This window comes from Burkholderia territorii, from assembly GCF_902833055.1.
GTDB classification, from domain to species: Bacteria; Pseudomonadota; Gammaproteobacteria; order Burkholderiales; family Burkholderiaceae; genus Burkholderia; species Burkholderia territorii.
Map to the genome: position 1 here is coordinate 143783 of NZ_CADFEJ010000005.1, position 22469 is coordinate 166251.

Sequence of the window (22469 nt, forward strand, 5' to 3'; positions counted from 1 at the left end):
GTCAGCTCCTCGTGATGACGTGCGCGAAGGGAATCACGTTCGACGCGTTCGCCGCAACCGGCTCGGCCCCGTGCACGGCGGCCCGCGCGGCAGCGCGCTGCGCATGGCGCGCGCTGCCGCGCAACAGCGCATGCGTCGCGTCGACGACATCGTCCACGCTCACGCCGAGCAGGCACGGATGGCCGGGCTGATTGCATACGCTGCGGTAGCAGTTGCGGCACGGCACGTCGACGTTCAACGCGCGGTGCGGCACACGCCATGGCGTGTGCTGTGGATTGGTCAGCGCGTACAGGTCGACGACCGGCGTGCCGAGCGCGGCCGCGAGATGCACCGGGCCGCTGTTGTTCGACAGCAGCAGGTCGGCCGTCTCGATCAGCGCACCGAGCTCGCCGAGCGGCAGCGCGCCGGCGAGCGGCACGGCACGCGGCCCCGCGCGTTCGCATACGGCATCGACGAGCGCACGCTCGGCGGCGCTGCCCGTCACCGCGATGCCGTCGAACAGCGGCGCGAGCCGCGCGGCCGCGTCGCCGAAGCGCTCGGCCGGCCAGCGGCGCGACGCCGCGCTCGCACCCGGATGCACGACCAGCCAGCGCGCGGCCGACGGGTTCTCCCGGCGAGGGCCGCCGATCCGCTGCAACGCGGCGCGCAGCCGCAGTTGCAACGCCCGCCGCGCCGCGTCGCCCGGCTCGAACGCCATCCGCCAGTCGGCGGTCTTCGCACCGACCGAGCGCACCAGCGCAAGCTGGCGCGCGACCTCGTGGCGCACGTGCGAATCCGGCTCGGTTTCGGGTACGCGATCGGTCAGCAGTTCGTACGGATTTTCGCGGCAATGCGCGAGCCGCAGCGGGATGCCCGCGAGCCAGCACATCATCGCGGCGGGCAACGGACTCTGGCTGTACACGGTGAAGATCACGGCCGCATCGAAGCGTCCGGCCAGCAGCCGGTCGATCATGTCGAGATCGATGACCGGATCGCCGCGCGCGTCGGGATGCTTGACCCATGGCGCGTCATACGTCCACACGTCGTCGACCATCGGCAGGTGTGGCGCCAGCGCGGCGCCGGTGCGCGACGTCAGCAGCGTGAGCCGCCGCCCGTGGCCGCTTTCCTTCAGCGCGCGCAGCGCGGGCGTCGTCATCAGCACGTCGCCGAGGTTGTCGAGGCGCACGCACAGGATCCGGCGTGCCCGATCCCAGGCGGCGCTCATCGCCGCACCCACGAGCCGTGGCGACGCACGGCCTCGCGCACGACGATATCGGCGGCGAGATCGAGCCGGTCGACCACGTGGTGCGGCGTGCGCGCGGCATCGATCCGCCATTCGGTCTCGTTGCCGCAGTCGACGAGTATCGTGCCGCAGCGCGCGGCGCGACCGGCTTCGACGTCGTCGAGGATGTCGCCGATCATCCAGCTCCATTCGGCGACCGCACCGAGCGTGACCAACGCGCGGCGCACCATCCCTGGGCGCGGCTTGCGGCACACGCAATCGCACGTGTAGCGCGGCACGCTGCCCGCCGGGTGATGCGGACAATAAAAAAAGTCCGCCAGCGCCGCGCCGTTCGCTTCGAACAATTCGGCGAGACGCTGGCGGACCGCGCCAAGCTCCGATTCGGCAAAGTGGCCGAGCGCGACGCCCGGCTGGTTCGACACGACCGCGATCGGCATGCCGGTCGCCCCGAGCGTGCGCAGTGCGCGCGCGGCGCCGGGGGCGAGCTGCATGCGTGCGGGGTCGACGTTGTACGGCACGTTGCGCAGCAGCGTGCCGTCCTTGTCGAGCAGCACCGCGCCGGGCAGCCGTCGCTCGCGCCTCATGGCCATGACGTCTCCTTCATCGGCAGCACCATCAGCTCCGGCACGACGGTGCCCGGCGGCTGGGTCAGCACGAAGCGCACGGCGGCCGCGACGTGCTCCGGCGGCTGCAGCGTGTCCTCGTCGATGTCGGGGAAACGGTCGAGCAGGAACGGCGTGCGCATGCCGCCCGCGACGATCGCGCACACGCTTACGCCGGCCGGCCGAAGCTCCGCATGCAGCGCATGCGACAGGCCGAGCAGCCCCCACTTCGTCGCGTGGTACGCCGACGCATTCGGCCATGCGCGCTTCGACGCGGTGGACGCGATGTTGACGATGTGCCCGCTACCGCGCGCCTTCATCATCGGCACGGCCGCGTGGCACATCAGGTACGGGCCGAACAGGTTGGTCATCAACACTTGCTGCCAGGCAGCGACACTGACGTCGTCGATCGGCGCGGTCACGTCGATCGCCGCGTTGTTGACGATCACGTCGAGATCGCCGAGCGCTTCGCGTGCGTCGTGCACGACCTGCAGCACCGAGGCTTCGTCGCGCACGTCGAGCGGCCGGCCGACCGCGCGGCCGCCATGCCGCTCGAGGCGTTGCGCGACGGCCGCCGCACGATCGCCGTCGAGATCGGCGACGATCACATGCGCGCCGTGTTGCGCGAGTTCCTCGCAGATGGCCGCGCCAAGGCCGCGGCCGCCGCCCGTCACGAGTGCGGTGCGGCCGGCAAGCGGCGGTCGGGCGGGATCGTGAGTCGCGTTCACATGCACCTCCTGTTAGCGTCCGATGGAATCGTGGCGGTAACGCTTGTCGCGACAAGCGTCATACAGGATGTACAGCGAGAACCGTGCCCGTCCGCGCATGCCCGTGCCGTATCGGGACGTCGCGACATCCGCCGGGCTTTTTTATAAGCTGCTGTAAAAACCGGCGCGCCGCGCGGCGCTCAGATCGCGAGTGCGTCCGGCGTCGCCTGTGCGCGGTGCTTCGCGAGCGCGCGCAGGCAGTGCGCGATGCAGCCCGCGAACGCCTCGTCGAACCACGGCTGCGCGCCCGACACGCCGACCACGATCCCGTGCTGCGCGACACCGCCCCACAGATTCGTGTCGCCCGCGCGCAGCCGGTACGGCTCCAGCGCCTGCACGACGTGGCCGTCGCGACCGGTTTCCCATGACAGCCGCGCCTTCGCGCGTGCGTACGCACGATAGTCGGCGTCCCAGTCCTTCGGGTCGGGCAGCGAGAACTCGTACAGGATGGCGTCCTCGAACGTCACGTCGCCGGGCCCCAGCGCCGGATCCATGATCACGATGTGCAGGCAGCCGCTGTCGCCGACGAAGTCGCTCTGCAACGCGGCCGACAACGTCGGCAACAGCAGCTCGACGGCCGCGACCGCGGCCTGGCGGTCGGCGAACGCGCTACCCGCGCGACGCTCGGTCAGGGCTTCGGGTTTCGCCGGGTTCGGAAGGTTCGGCATGGATGTCTCCGGAGGAAAATGCGAGCGCGCGCAGCGTCGCGATCAGGTCGGCCGCTGCCGCGGGCTTGGTCAGATAAGCATGGAAACCTGCTTCGACCGCGCGCGTGCGGTCATGCTCGCGGGCGTGGCCCGACAGCGCCAGCGCTTCGACCGGCGGGCGGCCGTCTCGCGCACGCTCGGCATCGAGCTGGCGCACGTGCCGCATCACCGCATAGCCGTCTTCCTCGTCGTCGCCGAGGTCGATGTCGCAGACCAGGAGCGCGGGCCAGTCCGCGCGGCGCGCGCGCCACAGCTCGTCGAGCAGCGCCTGGCCGGACGCGAACACGCGCACGTCCGCGCCGGCGACCTTCAGCAGCGCGGCAAGCGCCTCGCGCGCCTCGTCGTGGTCGTCGACGCACGCGATGCGCAGGCCGTCGAGCGGTTTCGCGTCCGCGGCCGCAACGGCGCCCCCCGGTCGATCCGACGCGGCGGCGCCCGGTTGCATCGACGCCGGCGCCACCGCGTACATCGGTAGCGACAGGTGCAACGTCACGCCGACGTCGTCGCGTTCGCGCACGACGTAGCCGCCCGCGTCCTCTATCGTGCTTTGCATCCGCTCGAGATCGACCAGTGACAGCTCCGGTGCCTCGACGCTCGCGCACGTGATCGTGATCCGCGCGTCGGGGTCGTGCCGCGCGGTGCGCACCTCGATGTGGCCGCCGCCGCTCGCGTCGATGCCCGCGCGGCACAGCTCCCACACGAAGCGCCGCAGCGCGGCCGGATCGGCCTTGACGACCAGATCCTCGCCGGACAGCTCGCGGAATACCGGCACGCCGCGGCTCGCGGCCGCGTCGGCGAGCGAATCGAGCACCTGCGCCACCATCGGATTGATGCGCACCGGCTGGCGCGCGAATTTCGCTTCGGTGCGCTCCAGTTCGCGCTGCTTCGCCTGCAGCGCCCACATCTGCGCATACACGCCGTCGCTGGCCAGCAGCTCGTCGTGCGTGCCCTGCTCGACGAGCCGGCCGTGCTCCATCACGAGAATCTGGTCCGCGTCGACGATCGTCGACAACCGGTGCGCGATGATGAGACTCGTGCGGTGCTGCGCGACCCGCATCAGCTCCTGCTGGATCGCGCGCTCCGAGCGCGTATCGAGCGCGGATGTCGCCTCGTCGAACACGACGATCGGCGGCGCCTTGAGCAGCGCGCGCGCGATCGCGACACGCTGCCGCTCGCCACCGGACAGGCGCACGCCGCGCTCGCCGACGCGCGTGTCGTACGCATCGGGCAGCCGCTCGATGAACGCGTCGAGCTGCGCGCCGCGCGCGGCCGCGATCACTTCGCCGCGCGTCGCGTCGCGCTTGCCGTATCCGATGTTGTAGGCGAGCGTGTCGTTGAACAGGATCGTGTCCTGCGGCACGATGCCGAGCGCATCGCGCAGGCTGCGCGCGGTCACGAGGCGCAGGTCCTGGCCGTCGATCCTGATCGTCCCCGCATCGGGCTGGTACAGCCGGAACAGCAGCCGCGCGAGCGTCGACTTGCCCGAGCCGCTGCCGCCGACCACCGCCACCGTCTGCCCCGGCTCGATGCGAAACGACACGTCCCACAGGATCTGTCGGCTCGGCTCGTAGCCGAAGTCGACGTGCTCGAACTCGATCGCGCCGCCGCGCACCACGAGCGGTTGCGCACCGGGCGCGTCGCTCTCCTCGCCCGGCTTGCCGCGTGCGTCGAGCAGCCCGAACAGTCGCTCGACGTTCGTCATCGCGTCGTTCGCCTCGCGGAACACGAAGCCGAGCGCGTTCAGCGGCAGGCTGATCTGGATGATGTACGCGTTGATCAGCACCAGATCGCCGATCGTCATCGTGCCGCGTGCGACATGCTGCCCGGCGAGCAGCATGACCGCCGCGATGCCCGCGCCGATGCATGCGCTCTGGCCGATGTGCAGCGTCGAGAGCGCGTACTGGTTGTCGACGCCGGCCTCGCGCCACGCGTCGAGCACGCGTTCGAGCCGGCCGCGCTCGACGTCCTCGCGCGCGAAGTACTTGACGGTATCGACGTTGAGCAGGCTGTCGACCACGCGCGCGTTCGATTCGGCCTCGAGCGCGTTCACGCGACGCTGGTAGCGGGTGCGACGCCGTGTCAAGACGACCGTATATGCCGCATAGACGGCGAACGTGCAGAGGATGATCGCGGTGAAGCCGCCGCCGTACTTGCCGATCACGATCACCAGCACCGAGCCGATCTCGAGCGCGGTCGGCACGACGGTAAACACCGCGACGCCGAGCAGGTAGCCGATCCCCGCCGTGCCCTTCTCGAGGTCGCGCACGACGGCGCCCGTCTCGCGCTGCGAGTGAAAACGCGCGCCGAGCCGGTGCAGGTGGCCGAACGTGCGGACCGTAAACGACGCGACCGTGTGCTGCGTGACCTGCACGAAGGTCATGTCGCGCACTTCGTTCAGCGCATTCGCCGCGAAGCGCACGACCGCATACGCGAACAGCAGCAGGACCGGCAGCGCGATCGCCTGGCCGGCGGCGCGGCCGAATCCGTCGACGATCTCCTTGAGCAGCAGCGGCACCGCAACGGCCGCCGCCTTCGCGAGCACCAGCAGCACGATCGCGGCCAGCACGCGCGCGCGGTAATGCCAGATCGCGCGCCACAGCTCCAGCGCGATGCGAACGCGCAGGCCGCGCGCGCCGTCGCGGTCGCGGCGGCGGCCGGGATCGCGACGGCGCCCGTTACCGGCCGGCCCGCGATCGTCGCGATCGTCGAGCGGCCGCTCGCCGGTGCCGGTCGTCATGCGCCCGATGTCCGTGGCGGTGGCTGGATCGCTCCCCCGCATCGGCGGTCAATGGCGCGGTTCGCGATCGCGGCCCCCGCCGGTACCCGGTTCGGGATCGCGCGACGCCGGCTGCGTCGGGGTAACCGTCCGTTGCGACGGGTGAAGCACCATACCCGTGTCGTGTTCGCCCTCCTCGCGGCGTACGCGCACACGGTTTTCGACATCGCGCACGCACATGCAGCTGTCGGCAATGTCCTCGATGTCGTGCTTCATCCAGCGCGACGGCACGGTGCCGTCGAGTTCGACGCGGCCGTCACGCACCTGCACTGAAACGTCGCTCACGTCGATGTCGAGCGCGCGCGCGAGCCGCTCGCACACGTCCTCGCGAATCCGCTCGTCCGAGCGCGTATAGCCTTTCGGGCCGCGACGATGGCGCATTGCGTCGCGTTGCGCATCGCTGCCGAAGCGCGACAGGTCGGGCGCATCGGTCCAGCGCGCGTCGCGCGAAACGTCGTCGCGCTCGCCGCCGTACCAGCCCAGCCGGTGATGGCCGCTGAACCCGCGCGGGTCGCCGCCGTACCGGCCTCGACGGTCGTCGCCACCTTCCGCGCGACGGCCGCGATTCCCGTAGCCGCGTTCGGCTTCCCATCCCGCATCGCGCATATCGCCCGGCGCATCGCGCCAGTCGCCGCTCGCGCCGGGCCGTTCGGCTGACGAGCGCGCGGAACGTTCACTCCACTCGCTGCCCCAGTCTTCCGGTCCGACGTCCTCGCTCGCGAAGCGCCGGTACGCGGATTCATAGTCGGCATCGTGGCGTCGGAATTCGTCGCCGCGGAAGTCGCGCTCGCCGGTGTCGCGGTACCCGCGTGCGCCGCGCTCCGGCCAGTCGGGCGGGCCGCTTCGTTCGGCTCGCCGTCCGGGAGATCGTCGTTGCATCGTGTCCTCCTTGATCGCGCCCGTGCCGCGCATGGCCCCATGTCGCGTCGCGGCGCACGTCTGTCAATTCGTTCCGGGTCGTCGTTGCAAGTCGCGTGCCGGCTTGCCAGCCGGTGCAGCACGCCGCACGGCGAAAGGCCCGCGTCGACGTCCCGGTTGATTCCGTGATGCGCGCGCCGCGCGCCTGCGACCCGGCTGCGGCCGACGCCGATCCGTCACCCGTCGCCGCCCGTCCGTCGCCGGGCCTCCCTATCTGCAACGCAATTGCAGTTTTTGCGCAGCCGCGCGTCCTGCCACGCTATACGTCGCCGCTGCCGCGTTGCGCCGGTGCGTCCGGGTCGTCGGTGCTGCCGGGCTCGCTCAGCCGTTCCGTGCGATCCGGCTCGATATCGGCGCCTTCCTCAAGCCCGGAATCGCCGTCCGCGGACGCGCGCTCGCCCGTGCCCGCGCGGTCCGTATCGCTATCGAGGGTCGCATCGCCGCGCTCCAGCGCGTGCTCGTCGAGCGGCGAATCGACGTCGAATGGATGGCGCCGGGCGCCCGCGGTGTCGCTGCCGCTGTCGGACGAGTCGCTCGGCCCCAGCGCGCGGCCATCGCGGCCGCGCCGCGCGTTCTCGTCGTCCGGGCCGGCCGGTTCGTTGTCGGGGTTCAATGTGCTGTTCATGTCGATGTCCTCGGGTAGCCTTGACGCGGCGCGCCGCTCGTGGCGGGTTCTCGCGCCCGGTCGGTCGCGTCGTGCGAACCGCACGGCGATGCAATCGCCGTGCCGCATCGCGGGCAGTCTCGTCGTCGGCGGCGGGATTTCGCATCGTGAGCGCCACGCGGCACGGGCCATGCGCGCCCATTGATCAGGTGAATTGACCTCCCGTATGCTTTGGGAAGTGCCAATCCGGTTTGAATGGCCGCCGCCGGCTCCCCCGGCTGCGGCGGGGCGGCTTTTCTCCGCCCGTATCCGACTTGCCGTTCCGATGAAGACAGACGACACCGTTTCAAACCTGCCCCCGCCGCTAGGATCCGACGATGCGCGCGATCTGCGGCACCGCTTCGCCGAATTTCGTTTCGAGACCGTCGTCGATGCGATCACCGACTACGCGGTGTTCATGCTCGACACGCACGGCAACGTCGCGACGTGGAACGCCGGCGCCGAGCGCATCAAGGGCTATCGCACGGCCGACATCGTCGGCCACCATTTCTCGCGTTTCTATCCGCCCGACGCGATCGCGGCCGGGCGCCCCGCATTCGGGCTACGGGAAGCCGCTGCGCATGGCCGTTTCGAGGACGAAGGCTGGCGCGTGCGCAAGGACGGCTCGCTGTTCTGGGCGAGCGTGACGATCACGGCCGTGCATGACCATACGGGCCAACTCGCGGGCTTCATCAAGATCACGCGCGACATGACCGAGCACAAGCGGCTCGCGGAGCTCGAGGTGTCGACGCATCGGCTCAGCGTCTTCATCGCGATGCTCGCGCACGAATTGCGCAACCACCTGGCACCGCTGCGCCATTCGGTCGGCGTGCTGCAGAGCCTGCCCGATCCGGCGCCCGCGCTCGCGCAATGCCGCGACGCCGTGCACCGGCAGGTCGGACAGCTGACGCGGCTGGTCGACGACCTGCTCGACGTCGGGCGCATCACCGCCGGCAAGGTCGAACTCGACGACGCGCCGGTGACGGTGCGCGACCTCGTCTGCCGCGGCGTGGAAAGCATTCAGCCAAAGCTCGCCGCGCGCGGGCAGCACATCCGCGTCGACCTGCCGCCCGATCCGCTGGTGGTGCGCGGCGACGCCGCGCGGCTCGTGCAGGTGCTGCACAACCTGCTCGACAACGCATCGAAATTCTCGCCGCAGGGGGCGCGCATCGACGTCAGCGCGCACGCCGAATCGTCGATGGTCGCGATCCGCGTTACCGATCACGGCGTCGGCATCGCGCCGGGCGCGCTCGAATCGATCTTCGACCTGTTCGAACAGGAAGGCGTGCCGGGCCGGCGCCCCGCGGACGGCTTCGGGCTCGGCCTCGCAATCTGCCGGTCGTTCGTCGAGCTGCACGGCGGGATGATCGCCGCCGAAAGTCGCGGGCCCGGCCATGGCGCGACCTTCACGGTGCGGCTGCCGGTCGAGCATGCGGCGAGCGCGACGCCGGCCGATGCGCCCGCGCCGCGCATCGCCGAGCCGCCGGCCGGTGCGCCGCTGCGTATCGTCATCGTCGACGACAACCGCGACTCCGCCGACACGCTGGGCGTGCTGCTGCAGGTCAAGGGGCACGCGCCGCGCGTCGCGTACAACGCCGCCGACGCGCTCGCGATCGCGCGCGACGTCGTTCCGCACCTGATGCTGATCGACCTGTCGATGCCCGACGTCGACGGCTTCACGCTGCTGCATGAACTGCGCGCGATCGAGGTACTGGCCGGCACGACCTGCGTCGCGTTGTCCGGCCATGCGAGCCCCGCCGACCTGGCACGCACCGCGAGCGAGGGCTTCGACGATCACCTCGTGAAGCCCGTCGAGATGGCGGTGCTCGACGCGCTGCTGCAGCGCGTCGCGCGCCAGGTTCAGGACACGCGCTGATCGCTCAGGACATCGCGCGGCACATCGCGGCACACGTATCGCATGCGAGCGCGCAGCGGCGGCAATGGTCGTGTGCGTGCTGCAGGCACTCCGCCGCGCACAGCTCGCACGCGTGCGAGCACAGCGCGCATATCTGCGGCGCGAGCACGCTGCCGCGTGCCATTGCGCCCGATGCCAGGCGGCAGAGCTGCCCGCACTCGATGTCGAGCGCGATGCAGGCGGTCAGGGTCTGCGCTTCGGGTTCCGCAAGGCACCCCGCGATACACGCGTCGCACGCATGCGCGCACGCATCGCACGCGGCCATGCAGTTGGCGTAGCGATCGTTCATCTCGTTCATCACGGCACTCCTCGTTCGGGGTTCGAATCATCACGGCTCCAGCTTCACCTTCATCCAGCCCGGCTCGCGCACGTCGAACGCGCGATACGCGTCGATCGCGTTCGTCAGCGGCTCGCAGCGTGTCAGCACGGATGCCGGGTCGAACGCACCGCTGCGCACGAGCTCGATCAGTTGCGGCGTGATGGTCCGGTGGTTGCAGTTGCCCATCTTGATCGTCAGGTTCCGGTTCATCGCCTCGCCGATCGGAAACACGCGGGCCTGCGGCGGATACACGCCGATCACCGCGACCGTGCCGGCCTTCGCCACCGCGCGCACCGCCCATTGCAGTACTTGCGACGGTCCGTCGCCCGGTACCCAGTAGCGGCCGTCGGGCTTGCGGCGCGGTGCGACGGCGTCGACTTCCGCATCGAATGCGCGTGCCGCGTCGCCATCGGCAGCGGCCGGTCCGTGCGTCGCGCGCATCGCGTCCACGCCGACCGCATCGATCACGCGATCGACGCCGATTCCGCCGGTAAGCCGCAGCACCGTGTCGACGGGGTCTTCCTCGGAGAAATCGATGGTCTCGGCACCTTGCGCGCACGCCATCTCGAGCCGCGACGCGATGCGGTCGATCGCGATCACGCGGCCGGCGCCCATCAGCTTCGCGCTCGCGATCGCGAACTGGCCGACCGGCCCGGCGCCGAACACGGCCACCGTATCGCCCGGCTTCACTTCCGCGAGCTGCGCGCCGAAATAGCCGGTCGGGAAAATGTCGGACATCAGGATCGCGCGGTCGTCGTCGATCGCGTCGGGCAGCCGGATCAGGCTCGCATTCGCGAGCGGCGTGCGCGCATATTCGGCCTGCAGCCCGTCGAACGGGCCCGTGTCGGCCGGCCCGCCGTAGAACGCGGTGCCCGCGCGCGGCCCGCCCGGGTTCGCGACGTCGCACTGCGCGGTGTAACCCGCGCGGCAGTACACGCAGCTGCCGCACGCGATCGTCGACGGAATCAGCACGCGATCGCCGCGCTTCAGGTTGCGCACGTCGCGGCCAACCGTCTCGACGATGCCGACACCCTCATGGCCGAGGATCGTGCCCGGCTTCATCCCGCCGAGCGTGCCGCGCACCATGTGCAGGTCGGTGCCGCAGATCGCGCTGGCCGTCAGGCGCACGACGGCGTCGGTGACGTCGGCGACTTCCGGATCGGGTACCGTATCGATGCGAATGTCGCCGATGCCGTGAAATACGACTGCTTTCATGTCAGGCCCTCCTTGTCGAAAGCGGAAACGGTGTGAATACCGTCGCGCTGTTCGAGCAAGGCGCGCGCCTGTCGGCGTGTGGTCCGGCGTGCCGCGGCCAGCGCGGCGTGCATCGTTCAGGGCAGCATCGCCGGCATGCTCATGCGTGCGTCGCGGCCTGCTGCTCGAGTGCCGCTTCCGCGTGCAGGCACGCGAGATCGCGCCCGACCGTCGCGACCGCGAGCCGCGTGTCGCCGCGCCAGTACGTCACGGAACCGTCATGCGCGCGCAGGTCGCCGGCGATTTCGACGCGATCCCATTGCGCCGCGTGGCCGACGTAGCGCACGGTCAGGTCGTAGTGCTGGCTCCAGAAGAACGGCACCGCATCGAACGGCTGTTGCCGGCCCAGCATGTTGCTCGCCGCGGCGATGCCCTGCCGCTGCGCGACGACCCAGTGCTCGACGCGAATGCGTTCGCCCGTCAGCGGATCGGGCCAGCGCGCGATGTCGCCGGCCGCGTAGATGTCCGGCGCACTCGTCCGCAGGAAACGGTCGACCGTCACGCCGCGATCGACTGCCAGCCCGGCATCCTCGGCAAGCGCGACGTTCGGATGCACGCCGATGCCGACCAGCACGACGTCCGCGGGCAGCGTGTCGCCGTTCGACAGCACGACGTGATCCGGCGCGATCTGCGTGGGCGTCGCGCCGAGATGGAACGTCACGCCGCGCGACTCGTGCAGCGCGCGGATCGTTTCACCGAGCGCTTCGCCGAGCACGCGCGCCATCGGCTGCGCATCGGGCGCGACCACCGCTACGTCGAGCCCGCGCGTGCGCAGTGCGGCGGCCGCCTCGAGGCCGATGAAGCTCGCGCCGACCACGACGCAGCGCCGCGCGTTCTTCAGCTTGCCGATCAGCGCATCGCAATCGGCGCGCGAGCGCAGCATGCATACGTGCGGAAGGTCGGCGCCCGGTATGGTGAGGCGGTTCGGCTCGGCGCCGGTGGCGAGCAGCAGCGCGCCGTAGCCGACGCGGCTGCCGTCCGCGAGTTCGACCGCGCGTTGCGCCGGATCGAGCCGCACGACGCGCGTGCCGCAGCGCACGTCGATGCGCTGGTCGGTATAGAACGACGCGCCGCGCAGCGGCAGCCAGTTGGCTTCGGCCGTGCCGGCCAGATAATCCTTCGACAGATTCGGTCGATCGTACGGCGGCTCGCTGTCCGCGCTCAGCAGCGTGATCGCGTGCGGGTAGCCTTCCTGCCGCAGCGTCACGGCCGCCGCGATCGCGGCCGCGCCACCGCCGACGATCACCACCGATTCAGGCAATCCGGCCGACGTCAATACAGGCGGCGACGCGGCAGGCTGCGCGCCGAGCACGACCGCGCGGCCGTCGCGACGCTCGACGCGCCAGCTCGGCAGGCCGTCGAGCGCCGGCGCGCGCAACAACGCGCCGGTGCGCAAGCAGAATGTCGCGTGATGCCACGGACAGCGAATCGTGTCGCCGACCAATAGCCCGTGCGCCAGCGGCGCGCCGTAGTGCGGGCATTGCGCGCCCACGGCAAACAGCGCGTCGGCGCGGCGCACCAGCAGCACGGTCGCGTCGCCAACCTGGCCCTCGATCATCGCGCCGTCGGCGATGTCGTCGAGTGAAATGCCCTGTGAAAGATCGGGGCGTGAAGACGATGCGGCGCTTCCGGACATGGTGCGACTCCCGGCTGACGTAACGATCCCATTATCGGCGCCCTTCCTGGAAAGGGCAGGCGCGAACGACCCCGCAGCGCACGCAAACGCGGACAAAGCTTCGGGCGCGGTGCACGACCGGCGGGGAGCATCATCGACGTTGCGGCGCAACACGCGCAAGACGCGCGCGAGAGCGGCCCGCAGCGGGAGCAATCCGCATGCCGTGTGAGGCATGCGGCCCGGCATGTTTGCCGGCTGCGCGTATTCGGCGACGACATCGTCATATCGATGTGCAATCCCTCGCTCTCCGGCGATCGCGCGTCGACACGGGCGACTACCGCGAGCATGAGCGGTCCACGCGAGCGCTGCCAGTCGATGGATGCGCGCGGTGTTACCGATGCATGCGCGCATCCTCCTCGACATCGTCGACGTCGGCCGGAAAACGATGCTGACCGAAGCTGAGGATCAGTACGCCCACGGCGAGCAGCACGATCCCGAATGTGGTCATCAGCATTCGCTCCGGGCTGTCCGTGGCGCCGCGCAAGATCAGGTCGCGCGCGAGCGACGTCATCGCAATGAACAGCGGGAAACGCACCGGCAGCCGGCCGAGCCGAAGGTAACGCACGTCCATCGCGAGCACTTCGAGATACAGGAACATCAGCAGAAGATCGGTCAGCGACACCTCACCGGCGAGCACGACCTTCCACGCCTCCTGCGTCATCGCGAACGCGGTCGCGAGGCCGATCACGATCAGCCCGGCCAGCTCGGCCGCATGAAGGAAGTGCCCGAAGCGGCGGCGGATGCGCTCGGCGGCCGTGGCGGCGGAAACAGTGGACGTATTCAACGCGATGCCCCATGCAATGGCGTAGCGGCCGCAATCGACACTCCATCGACACGGCGAATGGAGTCGGGCGACGGGCGGCCTTCGGCCGGCGAATCCGCAACGGTTGCGCGCGCATCGATCCGGGAGGCAGCCTGCGCAACCGCGGACAGCGTCCGCACGCAGCACGCGCGAAACGCGACGCCGGCATCGGTACATGCGATGTCGCCGCCTGCGCGGTCCAGCAGCAATCTGCAGCCGAGATATCGTTCGAGGCAATCGAGCCGCGCGTCGACCTGCGCGTCGCCCAGCTCGAGCTCGGACGCCGCGCCGGACACCCCGCCATGCTCGACCACTGCGACGAAAATACGCATCGCTTCCAGCAGGTTCATCATTACGGGCCTCGTCGGTGAGCGGAGCGAATCCAATCTACTGCACGCGCCGCGCCCGCTCAAGAGCACAGCGCCACGCATGCCAGGAGTACAGCTGCACGCCCGCTACGCAAAATCGGACCACGATCAATGCATTCGAATGACAGATTGCCGATACGTGTTCCAAAGACCCGCCGAAGCTGCTAGATTGCATGCTCGACGACGTTACGCGGTGCGGCGAACTCACGCCCGGGCGAACGCGCGGCCACCGTGCCTGCCTCCGCCTTGCGCCCGGGTGGCAGGCCGCCGCCGCGGCCCGTTGCGCGATACCCGCGCGACGTCCTTCATCCGCATGTCACAAAGAGAACAGTCGCATGACCGAGTTCAACCGTTCGTCTTCGCGCGCCGCGGCATTCGCGGCCCGTCCGTCCCGACATGACTGACCGGCAGGCCGCGATGCAAACCCTTCCCCCGCTCTCCCAGGCCGTTCACAGCCCGATCACGCGCAGCGCGATCTTCCTCGTCGCAACCGTCAACCCGGGCGCGGATCGCGCCGACACGATCCGCGCGTGGTGCGGCGACATCGCCGCGCTCGTGCGCTCGGTCGGCAAGCGTGTGCCGGGCGGCAACCTGTCGTGCGTGTGCGGCTTCGGCGCCGACGCATGGGATGCGCTGTTCGGCGACCCGCGTCCCGCGTCGCTGCATCCGTTCCGCGAATTCGGCGCCGGCCAGCGTGTCGCGGTCGCGACGCCGGGCGACATCCTGCTGCACATCCGCGCCGAGGCAATGGACCTGTGCTTCGAGCTCGCCACGCAATTGCTCGGCGCGCTGGGCGATGCCGTCACGGTGGTCGACGAAGTGCACGGCTTCCGCAATTTCGACCAGCGCGCGATGATCGGCTTCGTCGACGGCACAGAGAATCCGGAAGGCCGCGAGGCGGTCGAGTTCACGGTGATCGGCGACGAAGACCCGGCGTTCGCGGGCGGCAGCTACGTGATCGTGCAGAAGTACCTGCACGACATGGCGGGCTGGAACGCGCTCGCGGTCGAGACGCAGGAGCGCATCATCGGGCGCACCAAGCTGTCCGACATCGAGCTCCCGCCGGACGTGAAACCGTCGTGCTCGCACAGCTCGCTGACCACGCTCGACGAAGACGGCAAGGAAGTGAAGATCCTGCGCGACAACATGCCGTTCGGGCGCCCCGGCTACGGCGAATTCGGCACCTATTTCATCGGCTACGCACGCTCGCCGGCGCCGATCGAACAGATGCTCGAGAACATGTTCGTCGGCCGCCCGCCCGGCAACTACGACCGGCTGCTCGACTACAGCCGCGCGGTCACCGGCTCGCTGTTCTTCGTGCCGTCGGCCGACCTGCTCGAAGCGCTCGCCGATCGCGCGGCACCGGCCGCCGCCCCTGCCACCGCGCCGCCGGCACCTGCCTCACCCGAGTCGCGCCGTGACGGCTCGCTGAACATCGGATCGCTGAAAGGAGCCAAAGTCCATGAATAACCTGCACCGCGAACTCGCGCCGATTTCCGCCTCCGCCTGGGAACAGATCGAGGAGGAAGTGGCACGCACCTTCAAGCGCTCGGTGGCCGGACGCCGCGTGGTCGACGTCGAGGGCCCTGCCGGCCCCGCGCTGTCGGCCGTCGGCACCGGGCATCTGCGCGAGGTTGCCGCGCCGCGCGAGCTGGTGAGCGCACGGCTGCGCGAAGTGCGCACGATCGTCGAGCTGACGGTGCCGTTCGAATTGAGCCGCGATGCGATCGACAGCGTCGAGCGCGGCGCGCGCGACGCCGACTGGCAGCCGGCGAAGGACGCCGCGCAACGGCTCGCATTCGCCGAAGACGGCGCGATCTTCGACGGCTATCCGGCCGCGGGCATCGTCGGCATCCGCGAAGGCACGTCGAACCGCAAGCTCACGCTGCCGGCCGACGTCGGCGCGTATCCCGACGCGATCAGCGACGCGCTGGAAGCGCTGCGGCTCGCGGGCGTCGACGGCCCGTACTCGGTCGTGCTCGGCTCCGACGCCTACACGGCGCTGAGCGAAGCGCGCGACCAGGGCTATCCGGTCCTCGGCCACATCAAGCGCATCGTCAGCGGCGAGATCATCTGGGCGCCGGCCATCAGCGGCGGCTGCGTGCTGTCCACCCGCGGCGGCGACTATGAACTGCACCTCGGCGAAGACGTGTCGATCGGCTACACCAGCCACACCGACAAGGTCGTTCGCCTGTACCTGCGCGAAACGTTCACGTTCCTGATGCTGACGAGCGAGGCATCGGTGGCCGTGGCGCCGCAGGCCAACGCGGCGACCTGACGTCCCGCGCGCGCGGTGTCCGCCGGGCATCGCGCGCACCGGCCGCGTTGCCGGCCGCACGTTCGTCGCCACCGAACCATCTTGCATGGAGCGTGAAATGAGCGAATCGAATGACGCACTACAGGCGCTGCAAGCGTCGGTCGACAGTCTGAAGCAGTCCATCGACGCAAACGCGAGCCGCCACACCGGCGACACCGCCGTCCTGTTTACCGTGGTGGCGCTGATGCTGGCCGAACTGCCGCCCGACACCCGCAACCTGATCGAGGATTCGTTCTCGGTCTGGGCGAACGGCCTGCAAGATGCGGCGCTATCGACCCATGTGAAACAGATCGCACGTCAGCGGCTTGCGATGACGCTCTCCGACTGACGCCGATTCGCCACGGTCGAGCCGTCCGGCCCGCGCCGTGCAACCGCCTGGCTTCGCCACCGGCCTCGCACCACGCGACGGATGCGTGGCGCGAGCGGCCCGGCGCGGCGCCCGCTCGCGCGTCGCCATGCCGGGCAACCGCACCGACACACGCGCGCCGCGCCACGCCGCGCGCGCACCCTCCCGTTCGCCTCCCGCCGGCGCCCTGCGCGCCGATGTCGCACCGCTCTTCGTGCGCAGCGCACGCCGCCACGTTTGCGTGTCGCGGACAGCGCGCCCGCATGCGCGCTCGTCTGTACTCCTTGCGTCCGCCGAATGCACGAATGCGAGGGTGCAATTCGCGGCCGGGGCGGCGCGCAACTGTGTCTTGGAGGCCCTGGGCCGATTCGCTATTTTGAACGCAGTCGAAGTGATGCCGCTGGCTGCGCGACGCAGCGGTGTTGCCGGTGTCGAACGCGACCGGCCGCCGTGCCGACGCGGCTGCGCGAAGGCGCCGGCGCGGCACGCGCGCCGCCGGTCGCGTCGTGTGGCAGGCAAAACCCGACGCCGTCGCGCATCGGGACTTCCGTTTCGATTCACGTTCATTGCCAGGAGCCAGACCACCATGCCCGCACTTTGCGATATCTGTCACGCCCGGCCGGCCGTCGCGCGCGCCACCGTGATGCAGGACGGCGAGCGCAGGACGATCTCGATCTGCGACTACCACTTCCGTCAGCTGATGCGGCATCAGAGCATGCTGAATCCGTTCGACTCGCTGCTGGGCGGCGGCGCGTCGTCGCTGTTCGGCGAGTCCGGCCACGAGCCGTCGCTTGCGGCCGAGATTCCGCGCGAATCGGTCGACCCGACCGACGCGTTCAGCGAGCAAACGCTCGAACTGCTGCAGCGCGCGGCGGAGAAGGCTCACGAGCTGCGTCGTAGCGAACTCGACACCGAACACCTGCTCTACGCGCTCGCGGACACCGACGTGTGCGCCGCGTTGCTGAAGGAACTGAAGCTGTCGCCGCAGGACATCCGGTCGTATATCGACGAACATGCGCACACCGGCACCGCCTCCGCCGATGCGTCGCTCGACAAGCTCACGATCTCGCCGCGCGTGAAGAAGGCCGTGCAGTACGCATTCCAGGCGTCGCGCGATCTCGGCCACTCGTACATCGGCCCCGAGCACCTGCTGATCGGTCTCGCGTCGGTGCCCGACAGCATCGCCGGCACGCTGCTGAAGAAATACGGCGTGACGCCCGAAGCGATGCGCCAGAAAGTCGTGAAGGTCGTCGGCAAGGGCGCGGAAGACGGCCGCGTCGACGCGCCGACCGGCACGCCGAATCTCGACAAGTTCGGCCGCGACCTGACAGCAATCGCACGCCAGGGCAAGCTCGACCCGGTGCTCGGCCGCGCGCAGGAAATCGAGAGCACGATCGAGGTGCTCGCGCGCCGCAAGAAGAACAACCCGGTGCTGATCGGCGAACCCGGCGTCGGCAAGACCGCGATCGTCGAAGGCCTCGCGCAGCGGATCGTAAACGGCGACGTGCCGGAAGTGCTGCGCGGCAAGCGGCTCGTCGAAGTGAACATCAACTCGATGGTGGCCGGTGCCAAGTATCGCGGCGAATTCGAGGAGCGGGCGAAGCAGCTGATCGACGAAGTGACTGCGAAGCATGACGAACTGATCCTGTTCATCGACGAGCTGCATACGATCGTCGGCGCGGGCCAGGGCGGCGGCGAAGGCGGGCTCGACATCGCGAACGTGCTGAAGCCGGCGCTCGCGCGCGGCGAGCTGAGCCTGATCGGCGCGACCACGCTGAACGAATACCAGAAGCACATCGAGAAGGACGCGGCGCTCGAACGGCGCTTCCAGCCGGTGTTCGTGCCGGAGCCGAGCGTCGAGCAGACGATCGTGATCCTGCGCGGGCTGCGCGACAGCCTCGAGGCGCACCACCAGGTCACGTTCGCCGACGACGCGTTCGTGGCAGCCGCGGAATTCGCCGACCGCTACATCACGGCGCGCTTCCTCCCCGACAAGGCGATCGACCTGATAGACCAGGCCGCCGCGCGCGTGCGGATCGGCGCGACGTCGCGCCCCGTCGACATCCAGGAAGGCGAGGCACAGATTGCCCAACTGAAGCGCGAACAGGACTACGCGACATCGCGCAAGCGCTTCGACGAAGCGAAGCAGTTCGAGGAGCAGATCAGCGAGAAGCAGAAGTCGCTCGACGAAAGGATGGAAGCGTGGCAGCGCAAGACCGGCTCCGAAACGCTCGAAGTGACCGTCGAATCGGTCGCCGAAGTCGTGTCGCGGCTGACCGGCATTCCGGTATCCGAGCTCACGCAGGAAGAGCGCCAGAAGCTGCTGAAGATGGAAGAGCAATTGCGCGAGCGCGTGGTCGGCCAGAACGACGCCGTGGTCGCCGTCAGCGACGCGGTGCGGCTCTCGCGCGCCGGACTCGGCCAGACGCACCGCCCGATCGCGACGTTCCTGTTCCTCGGGCCGACCGGCGTCGGCAAGACCGAGCTCGCGAAGGCGCTGGCCGAGACCGTGTTCGGCGACGAACAGGCGATCATCCGCATCGACATGTCCGAGTACATGGAGCGGCACGCGGTCGCGCGGCTGATCGGCGCGCCGCCCGGCTACGTCGGCTACGACGAAGGCGGCCAGCTCACCGAGCGCGTGCGGCGCCGCCCATACAGCGTGATCCTGCTCGACGAGATCGAGAAGGCGCATCCGGACGTCTACAACGTGCTGCTGCAGGTGTTCGACGATGGCCGCCTGACCGACGGCAAGGGCCGCGTGGTCGACTTCAGCAACACGATCATCATCGCGACCAGCAACCTCGGCGCCGCGATCATCATGGACAACCTCACGCAGCCGGAAGCCGCGCGCAAGACCGACAAGGCGATCCGCGAGCAGTTGATGCAGGTGCTGAAGGGGCATTTCCGGCCCGAGTTCCTGAACCGGATCGACGAGGTGATCGTCTTCCACGCGTTGTCGAAGGAGAACATCCGCGCGATCGTGCAGATCCAGCTCGACCGCGTGGTACGCACCGCCGCCGCGCAGGACATCATGCTCGTGATGGGCGAGTCTGTCGTCGAGCACCTGACCGAAGCCGGGTACCAGCCGGAGTTCGGCGCACGCGAACTGAAACGCCAGGTGCGGCAGATGATCGAGACGAAGCTCGCGAAGGAAATCCTCGCGGACAAGCTGCAGTCCGGCGATCGCGTCGCGGTCGACTACGACAAGGCCGGCGACGAAGTGAAGTTCACCAAGCTGGCGCCGCCCGAATCGTCGGATACGAAGCAGAACGCCGACGGCAAGGCCAGACCGAACGGCAAGGCCGCGAACGCAGCATCCGAAGCCAAGGATACCGAAGCGAAGGCCGATACGCCGCCACCGGCCGCGAAAGCATCAGGCAAGAAATCGTCCGTTACGAAGAAGGACGCGCACTGATCCCGACGGGCCCGGATGCACGGGCCCGCACGACCGGCTCCGTCCGCCGGACGGAGCCGCCGCACGCCGCGACGCGGCGCAACCCGAGCCACCCCGCAGCGGGCCCGGCTCATGGAGATTCACATGACAAATCGACGCGAAGTGCCAGGCATCAGGAAGTACGACGGGCCCGCCGGCGGTTGGGGCGCGCTTCGCGCGACAGCCGAGGCCGTGCGCACGCAGATGGAAACCATCGAGGCGCCGATCGTGCTGATGCGGACCAACCAGCCCGACGGTTTCGACTGTCCCGGCTGCGCATGGCCCGACAAGGAGCACAAGTCGACGTTCCAGTTCTGCGAGAACGGCGCGAAGGCCGTCACGTGGGAAGCGACGACCAAGCGCGTGACGCCCGAATTCTTCGCGGCGAACACGGTGTCGTCGTTGCTGCGCATGTCCGACTACGAGCTGGAGAACATGGGCCGGCTCACGCACCCGCTCGTCTACGATCGCGCGACCGACACGTTCCGCGCGGTCGAATGGGACGACGCATTCGCGCGCATCGGCGAGGTGCTGCGCGCGCTGCCGCCCGAGCAGGTCGAGTTCTATACGTCGGGCCGCGCGTCGAACGAAGCCGCGTTCCTGTATCAGCTCTTCGCGCGCGAGCTCGGCACCAACAACTTCCCCGACTGCTCGAACATGTGCCACGAGCCGACGAGCGTCGGGCTGCCGCAGTCGATCGGGATCGGCAAGGGCACGGTGTCGCTGGAGGATTTCGACCACTGCGAGCTGATCATCTCGATCGGTCACAACCCCGGTACGAACCACCCGCGAATGATGGGCACGCTGCACGAGTGCTCGCGCCGCAACGTGCCGATCATCGTGTTCAATCCGCTGCGCGAGCGCGCGCTCGAACGCTTCGCGGATCCTCAGGACATGATCGAGATGGCGTCGTTCGGCTCGACGCGCATCGCGTCGACGTACTACCAGGTCGACGCCGGCGGCGACGCGGCCGCGCTGAAGGGCATCATGAAGGCGCTGCTGAAGCTCGAAGCCGAACAAGGCAACGTGCTCGACCGCGACTTCATCGCGCAGCACACCCAGGGCTTCGATGCGTTCTCGGCCGATCTCGAAGCGACGTCGTGGGACGACATCGAACGCGCGAGCGGCCTGAGCCAGGAACAGCTCGAGCAGGTCGCCCTCGCCTATGCGAAGTCGAACGCGACGATCGTCACGTACGGGATGGGCGTCACGCAGCACAACAAGGGCACCGCGACCGTGCGCCTGATCGCCGACCTGCTGCTGATGCGCGGCAACTTCGGCAAGCCCGGCGCGGGCATATGCCCGCTGCGCGGCCACTCCAACGTGCAGGGCAACCGCACGGTCGGCATCACCGAAAAGCCTTCGGCCGAGTTCCTGCAGCGGATCGAGGACGTATGCGGCTTCAAGCCGCCCGCGCATCACGGGCACGATGCGGTGCAGGCCATGCAGGCGATGATCGACGGCCAGGCGAAGGCGCTGCTGTGCCTCGGCGGCAACTTCGCCGTCGCGCTGCCCGATCCCGAGCTGTCGTTTCCCGCGATGGCGAAGCTCGATCTCGCCGTGCATCTCGGCACGAAGCTGAACCGCTCGCATCTGCTGGTCGCGAAGGAAACCTACATCCTGCCCGTGCTCGGCCGCACCGAGCTCGACATGCAGGCGAGCGGGCGCCAGTCGATCACCGTCGAGGATTCGATGTCGATGGTCCATGCGTCGGCCGGCAAGCTCAAGCCGGCGTCCGACCAGTTGCGCTCGGAGCCCGCGATCGTCGCGGGGATCGCGCATGCGACGCTGCCGGACAGCAAGGTTGCATGGCTCGACCTGATCGCCGACTACGACCGCATCCGCGACCTGATCGATCGCACGGTGCCCGGCTTCGAGGCCTTCAACGAGCGCATTCGCACACCGGGCGGGTTCCGCTTGCCGTTGCCGCCCACCGAGCGCGTATGGCCCACGCCGACCGGCAAGGCGATGTTCTCGGTGTACAAGGGCGTGAAGGAAGACGCCGACGTGCTCGGCGCCGAGCGCGTGCTGAGGCTGATCACGCTGCGCAGCCACGACCAGTACAACACGACGATCTACGGGCTCGACGACCGCTATCGCGGCGTGTTCGGCCGGCGCGACGTGCTGTTCATGAACGCCGCCGACCTCGCGAAGTACGGGCTCGAACACGGCGACCTCGTCGACATCGAGACGATCACCGCCTCCGGCCGCACGCTGCGGCTCGAGAAGATCACCGCGATCGAGTACGACATCGCGCCGGGTTCGGTCGGCGCGTATTACCCGGAAGCGAACGTGCTCGTGCCGCTCGACTACATCGACAAGGAAAGCGGCACGCCGTCGTACAAGTCGGTGCCGGTGCGGGTCGCGCGTTCGGCGCTCGCATGATGCGCAGGCGGGCAGGT

The 22469-nt window shown here is 69.3% G+C and carries 18 protein-coding genes; 6 read left to right on the forward strand and 12 right to left on the reverse strand.

All coding sequences use genetic code 11. From position 1 onward, the window contains the following. Position 1 precedes the first annotated feature (1 nt). From HW466_RS12720 to HW466_RS12750, 7 genes are all read right to left on the reverse strand, one after another. The gene (locus tag HW466_RS12720; protein ID WP_059542316.1) at positions 2–1204 is read right to left on the reverse strand and encodes a glycosyltransferase family 9 protein; all 1203 of its coding nucleotides are present in this window, start codon (positions 1202–1204) and stop codon (positions 2–4) included. Then, on the reverse strand, positions 1201–1812 hold the full coding sequence (locus tag HW466_RS12725) for a D-glycero-alpha-D-manno-heptose-1,7-bisphosphate 7-phosphatase (RefSeq protein ID WP_059452311.1): 612 nt from the start codon (positions 1810–1812) through the stop codon (positions 1201–1203). The genes HW466_RS12720 and HW466_RS12725 overlap by 4 nt, the downstream gene beginning before the upstream one ends. Beyond that, positions 1803–2552, reverse strand: a complete 750-nt coding sequence (locus HW466_RS12730; protein WP_059542314.1) for an SDR family oxidoreductase — start codon at positions 2550–2552, stop codon at positions 1803–1805. Before HW466_RS12730 ends, HW466_RS12725 begins: the two co-directional genes overlap by 10 nt. A gap of 179 nt (positions 2553–2731) precedes the next feature. Beyond that, positions 2732–3259, reverse strand: a complete 528-nt coding sequence (locus HW466_RS12735) for a hypothetical protein (protein WP_059505188.1) — start codon at positions 3257–3259, stop codon at positions 2732–2734. Next, the gene (locus HW466_RS12740; RefSeq protein ID WP_174905567.1) at positions 3201–6035 is read right to left on the reverse strand and encodes an ABC transporter transmembrane domain-containing protein; all 2835 of its coding nucleotides are present in this window, start codon (positions 6033–6035) and stop codon (positions 3201–3203) included. Before HW466_RS12740 ends, HW466_RS12735 begins: the two co-directional genes overlap by 59 nt. 48 nt (positions 6036–6083) lie before the next feature. After that, the gene (locus HW466_RS12745) at positions 6084–6953 is read right to left on the reverse strand and encodes a BON domain-containing protein (protein WP_151006600.1); all 870 of its coding nucleotides are present in this window, start codon (positions 6951–6953) and stop codon (positions 6084–6086) included. 298 nt (positions 6954–7251) lie between these two features. Next, on the reverse strand, positions 7252–7617 hold the full coding sequence (locus tag HW466_RS12750) for a hypothetical protein (RefSeq protein WP_059768914.1): 366 nt from the start codon (positions 7615–7617) through the stop codon (positions 7252–7254). 304 nt (positions 7618–7921) lie between these two features. Between HW466_RS12750 and HW466_RS12755 the strand changes: the two genes are divergently transcribed. Continuing rightward, entirely contained in the window at positions 7922–9511 is a 1590-nt protein-coding gene (locus HW466_RS12755; RefSeq protein WP_174905568.1) for a PAS domain-containing hybrid sensor histidine kinase/response regulator, read from the forward strand. A 4-nt stretch (positions 9512–9515) separates the two neighbouring features. On the opposite strand, the gene HW466_RS12760 is transcribed toward HW466_RS12755, so the two are convergent. From HW466_RS12760 to HW466_RS12780, 5 genes are all read right to left on the reverse strand, one after another. After that, positions 9516–9848 (reverse strand): four-helix bundle copper-binding protein, encoded by a 333-nt coding sequence (locus HW466_RS12760; protein ID WP_059452305.1) that lies wholly within the window; start codon positions 9846–9848, stop codon positions 9516–9518. 30 nt (positions 9849–9878) lie between these two features. After that, complete coding sequence (locus HW466_RS12765) at positions 9879–11084, reverse strand: zinc-dependent alcohol dehydrogenase (protein ID WP_059452304.1); 1206 nt, start codon at positions 11082–11084, stop codon at positions 9879–9881. A 139-nt stretch (positions 11085–11223) separates the two neighbouring features. After that, a complete protein-coding gene (locus HW466_RS12770; RefSeq protein ID WP_174905569.1) occupies positions 11224–12759 on the reverse strand; it encodes an FAD-dependent oxidoreductase in 1536 nt (511 codons plus the stop codon). A 370-nt stretch (positions 12760–13129) separates the two neighbouring features. After that, positions 13130–13582, reverse strand: a complete 453-nt coding sequence (locus tag HW466_RS12775) for a phosphate-starvation-inducible protein PsiE (RefSeq protein ID WP_151006406.1) — start codon at positions 13580–13582, stop codon at positions 13130–13132. Beyond that, a complete protein-coding gene (locus HW466_RS12780; protein WP_151006408.1) occupies positions 13579–13950 on the reverse strand; it encodes a helix-turn-helix domain-containing protein in 372 nt (123 codons plus the stop codon). The genes HW466_RS12775 and HW466_RS12780 overlap by 4 nt, the downstream gene beginning before the upstream one ends. A gap of 414 nt (positions 13951–14364) precedes the next feature. Here HW466_RS12780 and HW466_RS12785 point away from each other — a divergent pair, with 414 nt between their 5' ends. The 5 genes from HW466_RS12785 to HW466_RS12805 all read left to right on the forward strand — a co-directional run bounded on the left by HW466_RS12785 (position 14365) and on the right by HW466_RS12805 (position 22452). Next, entirely contained in the window at positions 14365–15438 is a 1074-nt protein-coding gene (locus HW466_RS12785) for a Dyp-type peroxidase (protein ID WP_059809701.1), read from the forward strand. Beyond that, the gene (locus HW466_RS12790; protein ID WP_059452300.1) at positions 15431–16246 is read left to right on the forward strand and encodes a family 1 encapsulin nanocompartment shell protein; all 816 of its coding nucleotides are present in this window, start codon (positions 15431–15433) and stop codon (positions 16244–16246) included. Before HW466_RS12785 ends, HW466_RS12790 begins: the two co-directional genes overlap by 8 nt. Positions 16247–16343: 97 nt before the next feature. Beyond that, a complete protein-coding gene (locus HW466_RS12795) occupies positions 16344–16613 on the forward strand; it encodes a hypothetical protein (RefSeq protein WP_059505202.1) in 270 nt (89 codons plus the stop codon). 604 nt (positions 16614–17217) lie between these two features. Further along, on the forward strand, positions 17218–20049 hold the full coding sequence (locus tag HW466_RS12800; RefSeq protein ID WP_151005186.1) for an ATP-dependent Clp protease ATP-binding subunit: 2832 nt from the start codon (positions 17218–17220) through the stop codon (positions 20047–20049). A gap of 123 nt (positions 20050–20172) precedes the next feature. Beyond that, a complete protein-coding gene (locus HW466_RS12805) occupies positions 20173–22452 on the forward strand; it encodes an FdhF/YdeP family oxidoreductase (protein WP_060021758.1) in 2280 nt (759 codons plus the stop codon). Positions 22453–22469 lie beyond the last annotated feature (17 nt).